General features: G+C 70.3%; 10 protein-coding genes and 1 pseudogene. 6 read left to right on the top strand and 5 right to left on the bottom strand.

Translation table 11 applies throughout. From position 1 onward, the window contains the following. Positions 1-104: 104 nt before the first annotated feature. On the bottom strand, positions 105-398 hold the full coding sequence (locus ACFW2E_RS30565; protein ID WP_384470311.1) for an MTH1187 family thiamine-binding protein: 294 nt from the start codon (positions 396-398) through the stop codon (positions 105-107). After that, complete coding sequence (locus ACFW2E_RS30560; protein ID WP_384470310.1) at positions 395-739, bottom strand: DUF3817 domain-containing protein; 345 nt, start codon at positions 737-739, stop codon at positions 395-397. Before ACFW2E_RS30560 ends, ACFW2E_RS30565 begins: the two co-directional genes overlap by 4 nt. A 156-nt stretch (positions 740-895) precedes the next feature. On the opposite strand from ACFW2E_RS30560, the gene ACFW2E_RS30555 reads away from it, so the two are divergent. The 4 genes from ACFW2E_RS30555 to ACFW2E_RS30540 all read left to right on the top strand — a co-directional run bounded on the left by ACFW2E_RS30555 (position 896) and on the right by ACFW2E_RS30540 (position 3,549). Next, positions 896-1,528, top strand: a complete 633-nt coding sequence (locus tag ACFW2E_RS30555) for an AIM24 family protein (RefSeq protein WP_384470312.1) — start codon at positions 896-898, stop codon at positions 1,526-1,528. Position 1,529: 1 nt separating this feature from the next. Further along, positions 1,530-2,180, top strand: a complete 651-nt coding sequence (locus ACFW2E_RS30550) for an AIM24 family protein (protein ID WP_384470309.1) — start codon at positions 1,530-1,532, stop codon at positions 2,178-2,180. 44 nt (positions 2,181-2,224) lie between these two features. Then, positions 2,225-2,980: an AIM24 family protein gene (locus ACFW2E_RS30545; RefSeq protein WP_384470308.1), complete on the top strand. Its 756-nt coding sequence runs from the start codon at positions 2,225-2,227 to the stop codon at positions 2,978-2,980. Positions 2,981-3,072: 92 nt separating this feature from the next. Further along, complete coding sequence (locus ACFW2E_RS30540) at positions 3,073-3,549, top strand: MarR family winged helix-turn-helix transcriptional regulator (RefSeq protein ID WP_384470307.1); 477 nt, start codon at positions 3,073-3,075, stop codon at positions 3,547-3,549. A gap of 64 nt (positions 3,550-3,613) precedes the next feature. Here the strand turns inward: ACFW2E_RS30540 and ACFW2E_RS30535 are convergent, their stop codons facing one another. The 3 genes from ACFW2E_RS30535 to ACFW2E_RS30525 form a co-directional block, all read right to left on the bottom strand. Continuing rightward, complete coding sequence (locus ACFW2E_RS30535) at positions 3,614-4,828, bottom strand: MFS transporter (RefSeq protein WP_384470306.1); 1,215 nt, start codon at positions 4,826-4,828, stop codon at positions 3,614-3,616. 491 nt (positions 4,829-5,319) lie between these two features. Continuing rightward, complete coding sequence (gene meaB, locus ACFW2E_RS30530) at positions 5,320-6,276, bottom strand: methylmalonyl Co-A mutase-associated GTPase MeaB (RefSeq protein ID WP_384470305.1); 957 nt, start codon at positions 6,274-6,276, stop codon at positions 5,320-5,322. Positions 6,277-6,326: 50 nt separating this feature from the next. Continuing rightward, positions 6,327-7,529 (bottom strand): acetyl-CoA C-acetyltransferase, encoded by a 1,203-nt coding sequence (locus ACFW2E_RS30525; RefSeq protein ID WP_384470304.1) that lies wholly within the window; start codon positions 7,527-7,529, stop codon positions 6,327-6,329. A 149-nt stretch (positions 7,530-7,678) separates the two neighbouring features. Between ACFW2E_RS30525 and mce the strand changes: the two genes are divergently transcribed. Together mce and ACFW2E_RS30515 are read left to right on the top strand one after the other, a co-directional pair. Continuing rightward, a complete protein-coding gene (mce, locus tag ACFW2E_RS30520) occupies positions 7,679-8,119 on the top strand; it encodes a methylmalonyl-CoA epimerase (protein ID WP_384470303.1) in 441 nt (146 codons plus the stop codon). A 211-nt stretch (positions 8,120-8,330) separates the two neighbouring features. Continuing rightward, positions 8,331-9,071 (top strand): annotated as a pseudogene (locus ACFW2E_RS30515) (hypothetical protein); the annotation flags it as partial.

Raw genomic sequence — 9,071 nt, 5'->3', positions numbered from 1 at the left:
AAACCACCCCTACACCACCAGTGTGTGCCGCCCACACACACTCGGGGCACATTAAAACCCCCGCCCCCGGGGGGCCCTGTTTTTCCGCCAGGACCCGGCGCGGACTACCCGGCCAGGTGACGCTCGACCGTCTCCACCTTGGAGGTGAGGCCGTCGGTCACACCCGGGCGGATGTCGGCCTTGAGCACGAGCGATACGCGCGGCGCGCGCTCCTCCACGACGGCGACGGCACGCTTCACGACGGCCATGACCTCGTCCCACTCGCCCTCGATGGAGGTGAACATGGCGTCGGTGCGGTTGGGCAGCCCGGACTCGCGGACGACACGGACGGCGTCGGCGACGTACTCCCCCACGTCCTCGCCGACGCCCAGCGGCGTCACGGAGAAGGCGACGATCATGCGTTCACGATCCCTTCCTTGCGGGCGCGCGCGGCCATGACCGCGGCCTCGGCCTCACGGCGGAGCTTGCGCTCGGCGAAGAAGCCGCCGGTGGGCAGCACCGAAAGGACGAAGTAGAGAGCGGCGGTGCCCGCGCTCCACCGGGTGCGGTTCCAGGCGTCGGCCCAGAAGATCACATAAAGGATGAACAGAACACCGTGGACCCCGCCCATCACGGGCACCGCGTTGAAGTCCGTGGTCCGCTTCAGCACCGAGCAGACGAGAAGGACGAGGAACGACACGGCCTCGGGGGCGGAGACCAGTCGGAGGCGGCGGAGGGCGGTGGCGGTCTTGATGTCCACGGGTCACCTTCGGTGTGAGGGAGGTCGACGGTTCGTGCGGCGCCGCTTTGTGAACGCGGGCACAAACGTCTGCCCATTGTGGCAAACGTCCCCCCTGCCCTCCGGGGAGGGGTCTGTCCGTGACGGGACGTCCGCCGCTACCTTCGCAGCGTGGCGATGTTCCGACTCCAAGGAAGCAAGGTCCTCGCCGTCGACATGACCGGGGACGCCGTGAAGGCGAAGAACGGCTCGATGGTCGCGTACGACGGGCAGATGGCCTTCAAGAAGCTGAGCGGCGGCGGTGAGGGGCTACGGGGGATGGTGACCCGGCGGCTCACCGGCGAGCAGATGACCGTGATGGAGGTGAAGGGGCACGGAACCTGCTGGTTCGCGGACCGTGCTTCCGAGATCAACCTCGTGAGTCTCCAGGGGGACAAGCTGTACGTGGAGTCGAGCAATCTGCTCGCGACCGACGCCGGACTGCGGACGGGAACGTCCTTCACCGGCCTGCGGGGGGCCTCCCAGGGCAACGGCCTGTTCACGACGACCGTCGAGGGGCACGGACAGGCGGCGATCATGTCCGACGGGCCGGCCGTCGTACTGCGGGTGAGTGCGCAGTACCCGCTGGTCGTCGACCCCGGGGCCTACATCGCCCACCAGGGGAACGTACGGCAGTCCTTCCAGTCCGGTGTGACGTTCCGCACGTTCCTCGGAGAGGGCGGCGGTGAGGCCTTCCAGATCCGGTTCGAGGGCGACGGTCTGGTGTACGTACAGCCGAGCGAGCGGAACACGATCGCGGGGGACGTGTGAGATGGGGCTGCGGGAGATCAATTCCAAGATGGTCGAGGCGACCGTGGTGCCCGGCCAACGGATGTTCAGCCAGCGCGGGGCCATGCTCGCCTACAAGGGCGACGTGTCCTTCACGCCCAGCATCCAGGGCGGTCAGGGCGGGATCATGTCGATGATCGGGCGGCGGGTCGCCGGCGAGGCCACCCCGCTGATGACCGTCGAGGGCAGCGGCACCGTCTTCTTCGGTCACGGCGGCCACCACGTCCAGGTCATCAATCTCACCGGCGACACCCTCTACGTCGAGGCCGACCGGCTGCTCGCCTTCGAGGGCACCCTCCAGCAGGGAACGATGTTCATGGGCTCGCAGGGCGGGGTCATGGGGATGGTCCGGGGCCAGGTGACGGGGCAGGGACTGTTCACGACCACCCTCGAGGGGCACGGGGCGGTCGCCGTCATGGCGCACGGGGGCGTCTTCGAGATCCCCATCACTCCGCAGCGCCCGGTTCATGTCGATCCGCAGGCGTACGTCGCCCACCACGGCGACGTGCGCAACAAGCTCTCCACCGCGCTGGGCTGGCGCGACATGGTGGGGCGCGGCTCCGGCGAGGCGTTCCAGCTGGAGCTCAGCGGCAGCGGCGCGGTGTACGTCCAGGCCTCGGAGGAGAAGCTGTGACCACCTACCCGGGGGCCGGGAGCGGTCCCGTGGTGTACGACCCCATGACGCTGCCGGTCGACGACAACGTCAACAAGTACACGTTCTGCGTGGAGCTCAAGAGCGGGCAGTGGTTCCTGCAGAAGGGGAAGATGATCGCCTACTACGGGGCGATCGAGTTCAACGGCATCGGGCGCGGGCGACTCGACCGACTTGTCCGTACGTCATTCCATTCGCCTCTGCACGCGAGCGACTGGGTCGTGGCGGAGGGCTCGGGCAAGATGCTGCTCGCCGACCGGGCCTTCGACGTCAATTCGTACGACCTCGACGACGGCAACCTGACCATTCGCTCGGGCAACTTGCTCGCTTTTCAGCCAAGTCTTGCGCTCAAACAGTCGATCGTGCCGGGTTTTCTGACCCTTATCGGAACCGGAAAGTTCGTGGCCGCATCTAACGGCCCGGTGGTGTTCATGGAACCTCCGATCCGGGTGGACCCGCAGGCACTGGTGGGGTGGGCCGACTGTCCCTCGCCGTGCCACCACTACGACCACGGTTACCTGACCGGCGTAATGGGCGGTCTACGTGCGATGACGGGCCTCGGCGGGGCCTCCGGGGAGGAGCATCAGTTCGAGTTCGTGGGAGCCGGCACGGTCCTGCTCCAGTCGACCGAAACCCTCATGGCCGAGCAGGCCACAGGAGCGGTCCCGCACGAGCCCGGCGTACCCGGCTCGGGCGGGGTACCCGGAGGTCATGGACAGGCTCCGGGCGCACCGCGCCTTCCCGGACAGCTGGGGGACCTCCAGCGTCGCTTCGGGCTGTGAGCGGTAGTCTGCGGAGTGTGACGTCGAACGCGTGCGCACAGTCACACCGTCCTCACTAGTTCGTAATTCAACTTCTTAGGTAGACTTCATTCATGGAGACCGAGACGGCCACGCGCTGGCTGACCGATGCGGAGCAGTGCGCCTGGCGCACCCACCTGGAGGTCAACAGGCTGTTGACGTACCAGCTCGAAAAGGACCTGCAGCCGTTCGGCCTGACAATGAACGACTACGAGATCCTGGTGAACCTGTCCGAGTCGGAGGACGTACGGATGCGGATGAGCGACCTCGCATCCGCCACCCTCCAGTCCAAGAGTCGGCTCTCGCACCAGATCACGCGCATGGAGAACGCGAATCTGGTGCGGCGCGAGAACTGCGAGTCCGACCGCCGTGGGCTGTACGCGGTGCTCACCGACCACGGCATGGAGACGATGCAGAAGGTCGCGCCGCATCATGTGGCGTCCGTGCGGAAGCACTTCATCGATCTGCTGTCGCCGGAGGCGCTGGAGGAGCTGGACAGGGCCCTGAAGCCGATCGCCGACCATCTGCGGGGACAGCGGGGGCGTCCCTGAACCGAGCGGGAGCCGGGTGTCGGGCGGGTGGTTCAGGTCCCGCCCGCCACTCGGCCACCCGGCACTACCGGGGTGCCACCACGGCCGCGACGGCCGCCACCGCGGCCATCGCGCCCGCCAGCACGAAGCACGCCCCGAGCGGCAGCCGCCCGACGAGCAGCCCCGCGGCCGCAGAACCGACGGAAGTACCCGCGTTCACGGCCGTGTTGATCCACGCTCCCGCCCGGGTCCGGGCCCCCTCCTGCGCCGTCTCGTCACCCAGGAGGTAGGCCGTCGTCAGAGCCGGCGCGACGCACACCCCCGCACAGGCCAGGGCCGCGGCGAGCGTCCAGGGCCCACGGGCGAGTGCCGCCGCCGACAGGGCGGTTCCCAGCCCCGCGAGGAGCCACGGCAGGCGCGCGCGTGCCGGTGCCCGCCACTCGACCGCCCCGTTCAGCAGGCCGCCGGCCGCGCTCCCCGCCGACAGGGCGCCCAGGATCCAGGGGACCACGGAGTCGTCGTACGACCGTTGCGCCGCGAACGCCGTCACCAGCAGCTCGGCCCCGCTCAGCGCGAGCCCCAGGCCAGCCGCCGCGACGACCGGCCGCAGCAGGCCCGGCGGGAGGCGGCGGGCCCTCCGGGCGGTCGGCTTTCCCGGCCGGTGACCGGTGCCGGCCATCACCGGGGAGGTCACGAAGGCGCACGTCCCCGTGACCATCAGCACCGCGCTCAGCAGCACTCCGGCGGCCGGGGGCCCGAACCTCAGGAGCAGGCCGACGACGGCCGGCCCCGAGACGTACAGCAGCTCCTCGGCCACGCCGTCCATGCTGTAGGCCCGCCGCAACAGCCGCCGGTCGTGGACGAGGTCGCTCCACACCGCGCGCATGGCCGGGCCGAGCGGGGGCGCACAGGCGCCCGTGACGGCGGCCGACACCGCCAGTACCACCGGGGATGCCCCAGGGCGCCAGGTCAGGGCCGCCAGCACACAGAGCAGGACGCTGTACAGCGCCGCCATGGGGAGCAGGGTGCGGCGGGGGCCATAGCGGTCCACCAGGGATGCCCGCAGGGGCATCAGGAAGACCGCCGAGGCACCGAAGACGGCCATCACGGCACCGGAGGCGGTGTACGAGTCCGTCGCGCGGGTCACCGACAGCAGCACGGCCAACGAGACCGTGCCGTAGGAAAGACGGGCCGACAGCGCGGCGGCGAAGGTACGGCGCGCGTGCGGGACGCGCAGGACGGCGGCGTACGAGGGGCGCCGCGAGGTGGACGACGGGCATGGCGAAGTGGTCGCGGACATGCGTGGTTTCCTCGGCTGGAGGCGGTGAGAGCGGACACCGGAGCGCGCCAGGGCGCACGGCGGCCGGGAACCGGCGGCCGTGTGCGGGACGCGGGGTGCGCTCTACGCCAGGCGGAGGAACATGCGGATCAAGGTAGCAGCCGGCCGCGGCCTGCGACCCGGTCCGGTCCGAAGCGGGCTGCCCCCGTTCGGCGTGGTCCATCATGAGCCGGCCGGGCCGGGCCGCGTCCGGGATCGGCGAGGGCTGGTCCGGCCGGCCGGGCCGGATACGACGTGACGAGGTCCGGCTCGGCGGAGGCCGGCTCGTTCGACGCCCTCTCGGCATGCTCGGAAGTACCCGGCGTGCCGTTCGGGGCCCACCGAGCCGGGCCGGTCACGACCGGAACGGGGTCTCACACGGGAGGCCCCGGCCCGGCCCTGCGGAACGGGTCCCCGGGATTCCGCACGTGACCGGGCTGCGCCGGCTGCCGGCCGGTCTCGACCCGAACCGGTCAGGACTCCGTCAGGCTCGTCACCAGTTCGTCCGCCGCGCGGTACGGGTCCAGTTCCCCGGCCACGATGCGCTCGGCCAGTGCGGTCAGATGGCGGTCGCCGTGCAGGTCGCCGATGCGCTCGCGCAGGGCCGTGACCGCGATCGTCTCGACCTCGCGGGACGCGCGGGCCAGCCGCCGCTCGGCCAGGACGCCCCGCTCCTCCATCCAGGCGCGGTGCTTCTCCAGGGCCTCCACGACCTCGTCGATGCCCTCGGCGCGGGCGGCCACCGTCTTGACGATGGGCGGCCGCCAGTCGCCGGGGCCGCGGGCCTCGCCCAGGCCGAGCATGTGGTTCAGTTCGCGGGCCGTGGCGTCGGCACCGTCACGGTCGGCCTTGTTGACGACGTACACGTCGCCGATCTCCAGGATTCCGGCCTTGGCCGCCTGGATGCCGTCGCCCATGCCGGGGGCGAGGAGGACGACGGAGGTGTCGGCCTGGGAGGCGATCTCCACCTCCGACTGGCCGACGCCCACGGTCTCGACCAGGATCACGTCGCAGCCCGCCGCGTCCAGGCCGCGGATCGCCTGCGGAGCCGACCAGGCCAGACCACCCAGATGGCCGCGGGTGGCCATCGAGCGGATGTACACACCGGGGTCGGAGGCGTGGTCCGACATGCGGACGCGGTCACCGAGCAGGGCCCCGCCGGAGAAGGGGGACGACGGGTCGACGGCCAGGACGCCGACCCGTTTGCCCTGTTTGCGGTACGCGGTCACCAGTGCCGACGTGGACGTCGACTTGCCGACCCCGGGCGAGCCGGTGAGACCCACCACATACGCGTTGCCGGTCAGCGGCGCGAGCGCCGCCATGACCTCCCTGAGCTGTGGGGACGCCCCCTCCACCAAGGAGATCAGCCGGGCCACGGCCCGCGGCCGGCCTTCCCTGGCCTGGGCCACCAGAGAGGAGACGTCCTGCATCACAGCTCCGTTCGCTTACGAGACGTACCGCTAACTTGCCGTACGGGAACTCAGGCCTTGGGCACCCGGACGATCAGCGCGTCGCCCTGACCGCCGCCACCGCACAGCGCGGCCGCGCCGACGCCGCCGCCACGGCGCTTCAGCTCCAGCGCCAGGTGCAGCACCAGACGGGCGCCGGACATGCCGATCGGGTGGCCCAGGGCGATGGCGCCGCCGTTGACGTTCACCTTTTCCGTGGAAACCCCGAGGTCCTTCATTGACTGCACCGCAACCGCGGCGAAGGCCTCGTTGATCTCGATGAGGTCCAGGTCGGAAACCTCCAGGCCCTCCTTCTTGAGGGCGTGCAGGATGGCGTTGGAGGGCTGGGACTGCAGCGAGTTGTCCGGGCCTGCCACGTTGCCGTGGGCGCCGATCTCCGCGATCCACTCCAGGCCGAGCTCCTGCGCCTTGGCCTTGCTCATCACGACCACGGCCGCCGCACCGTCCGAGATCTGCGAGGAGGTACCGGCGGTGATGGTGCCGTCCCGGGTGAACGCCGGGCGCAGCTTGCCCAGGGACTCCGCGGTCGTGTCGCCGCGGATGCCCTCGTCCTTGCTGAAGAGGACCGGGTCACCCTTGCGCTGCGGGATCTCGACCGGGGTGATCTCCGCCTCGAAGATGCCGTTCTTCTGCGCGGCGGCGGCGCGCTGGTGGGACAGCGCGGCGATCTCGTCCTGCTCGGGACGCCGGATGCCCAGGCGCGTGTTGTGCTTCTCCGTGGACTCGCCCATGGCGATGCCCTCGAAGGAGTCGGTCAGACCGTCGTACGCCATGGCGTCGAGCATCTCGACCGCACCGTACTTGAAGCCCTCGCGGGACTTCGGCAGCAGGTGGGGCGCGTTGGTCATGGACTCCTGGCCGCCCGCGACCACGATGTCGAACTCGCCGGCGCGGATCAGCTGGTCGGCGAGGGCGATCGCGTCGAGCCCGGACAGACACACCTTGTTGATCGTGAGCGCCGGGACGCTCATCGGGATGCCGGCCTTGACCGCGGCCTGGCGCGCCGGGATCTGCCCCGCCCCGGCCTGCAGCACCTGGCCCATGATCACGTACTGCACCTGGTCGCCGCCGATCCCCGCACGGTCGAGGGCGGCCTTGATCGCGAAACCGCCGAGGTCGGCTCCGCTGAATGACTTGAGCGAGCCGAGCAGCCGCCCCATCGGGGTGCGGGCACCCGCGACGATGACCGACGTCGTGCTGTTCGTTCCTGACATGAGGTGCGATCCCCTTCCAGCTGCACAAAGCTGAGGAGTGAACGAGGGTTTACTTCGAATGTACTGAGCGGTACTGCGCCCCGTCATCGGGCCGTCGGTGTGATCGCGCGCACGTTGCGTAACCACCCGCGGAGCGCTGCACTGAATCCATGCTGACGCGAATCGACCACATCGGGATCGCCTGCCACGACCTCGACGCCACCGTCGAGTTCTACCGTGCGACGTACGGCTTCGAGGTTTTCCACTCCGAGGTCAACGAGGAGCAGGGCGTGCGCGAGGCCATGCTCAAGATCAACGACACGTCCGACGGCGGGGCCTCCTACCTGCAGCTGCTCGAGCCGACCCGTGAGGACTCCACGGTCGCCAAGTGGCTGGCGAAGAACGGGGAGGGTGTGCACCACATCGCCTTCGGTACGGCGGATGTCGACGCCGACGCCGCGGACATCCGCGACAAGGGCGTACGCGTTCTGTACGAGGAGCCACGGCGCGGCTCCATGGGGTCGCGGATCACCTTCCTGCACCCCAAGGATTGCCACGGTGTACTGACAGAACTGGTCACATCGGCACCTGTTGAGTCGTCCGAGCACTGACCCACGTACATAAGGGCCGGTAGGGTTGGGGGCGGTCGCCCTCGAAGTCCTGGGTGACCGCATGCCGGGGTCCGGGTTTCGGGGGACGAGCGTCGGGGCAGCAGCCCGTGCTCCGCCGTTGATCTGACACCATTCCCCGGGGGCCCCGTTCGGCGGATGGACGGAGCTCGTTTGGACAGGCTTGCGACCAGGGGACGGATGGGACCGCGCAGTGCGGGGCTACGAGAGCCAGGAGCGAGAGCCGGCGGCTGACGTCGACCACCTCTCTCGGTTCGAGGCCGAGATGAAGCGGCTGAAGACCGAGCGGGAAAAGGCGATCCAGCACGCCGAGGACCTCGGCTACCAGGTCGAGGTGCTGCGCGCCAAGCTGCACGAGGCGCGGCGCACCATCATGTCCCGGCCCGCGTTCGACGGCGGTGACATCGGCTATCAGGCCGAGCAGCTGCTGCGGAACGCGCAGATGCAGGCGGACCAGCTGAGGCAGGACGCCGAGCGGGAGCTGAGCCAGGCCCGCGCGCAGACCCAGCGCATCCTGCAGGAGCACGCCGAGCAGGCCGCGCGGCTGCAGGCCGAGCTGCACGCCGAGGCCGTGGCCCGCCGCCAGCAGCTGGACCAGGAGCTGGCCGAGCGCCGGCAGACGGTCGAGTCGCACGTCAACGAGAACGTGGCGTGGGCCGAGCAGCTGCGGGCCCGTACGGAGTCACAGGCCCGGCGCCTGCTCGAGGAGTCGCGTGCCGAGGCCGATCAGGCCATGGCCGCCGCGCGCGCCGAGGCCGAGCGGCTGACCGACGAGGCCCGGCAGCGGCTGACCAGTGACGCGGAGGCCGCCCGTGCCGAGGCGGAGCAGCTGCTGCGCCGCGCCCGCACGGACGCCGAGCGCCTGCTGAACGCCGCGTCGACGCAGGCCCAGGAGGCCACCGACCACGCGGAGCAGGTGCGCAGCTCCACCGCG

This window comes from Streptomyces sp. NPDC058964, assembly GCF_042741275.1.
Classification (GTDB): domain Bacteria; phylum Actinomycetota; class Actinomycetes; order Streptomycetales; family Streptomycetaceae; genus Streptomyces.
This window is presented reverse-complemented; position numbering and strand designations above follow the sequence as displayed.

Excerpts from the sequence above, each read along its gene's own strand:
- ACFW2E_RS30565 (WP_384470311.1), bottom strand. The coding sequence starts at position 398 with ATGATCGTCGCCTTCTCCGTGACGCCGCTGGGCGTCGGCGAGGACGTG.
- ACFW2E_RS30555 (WP_384470312.1), top strand. The coding sequence starts at position 896 with ATGTTCCGACTCCAAGGAAGCAAGGTCCTCGCCGTCGACATGACCGGG.
- ACFW2E_RS30550 (WP_384470309.1), top strand. The coding sequence starts at position 1,530 with ATGGGGCTGCGGGAGATCAATTCCAAGATGGTCGAGGCGACCGTGGTG.
- ACFW2E_RS30545 (WP_384470308.1), top strand. The coding sequence starts at position 2,225 with ATGACGCTGCCGGTCGACGACAACGTCAACAAGTACACGTTCTGCGTG.
- ACFW2E_RS30540 (WP_384470307.1), top strand. The coding sequence starts at position 3,073 with ATGGAGACCGAGACGGCCACGCGCTGGCTGACCGATGCGGAGCAGTGC.
- ACFW2E_RS30535 (WP_384470306.1), bottom strand. The coding sequence starts at position 4,828 with ATGTCCGCGACCACTTCGCCATGCCCGTCGTCCACCTCGCGGCGCCCC.
- meaB (WP_384470305.1), bottom strand. The coding sequence starts at position 6,276 with ATGCAGGACGTCTCCTCTCTGGTGGCCCAGGCCAGGGAAGGCCGGCCG.
- ACFW2E_RS30525 (WP_384470304.1), bottom strand. The coding sequence starts at position 7,529 with ATGTCAGGAACGAACAGCACGACGTCGGTCATCGTCGCGGGTGCCCGC.
- mce (WP_384470303.1), top strand. The coding sequence starts at position 7,679 with ATGCTGACGCGAATCGACCACATCGGGATCGCCTGCCACGACCTCGAC.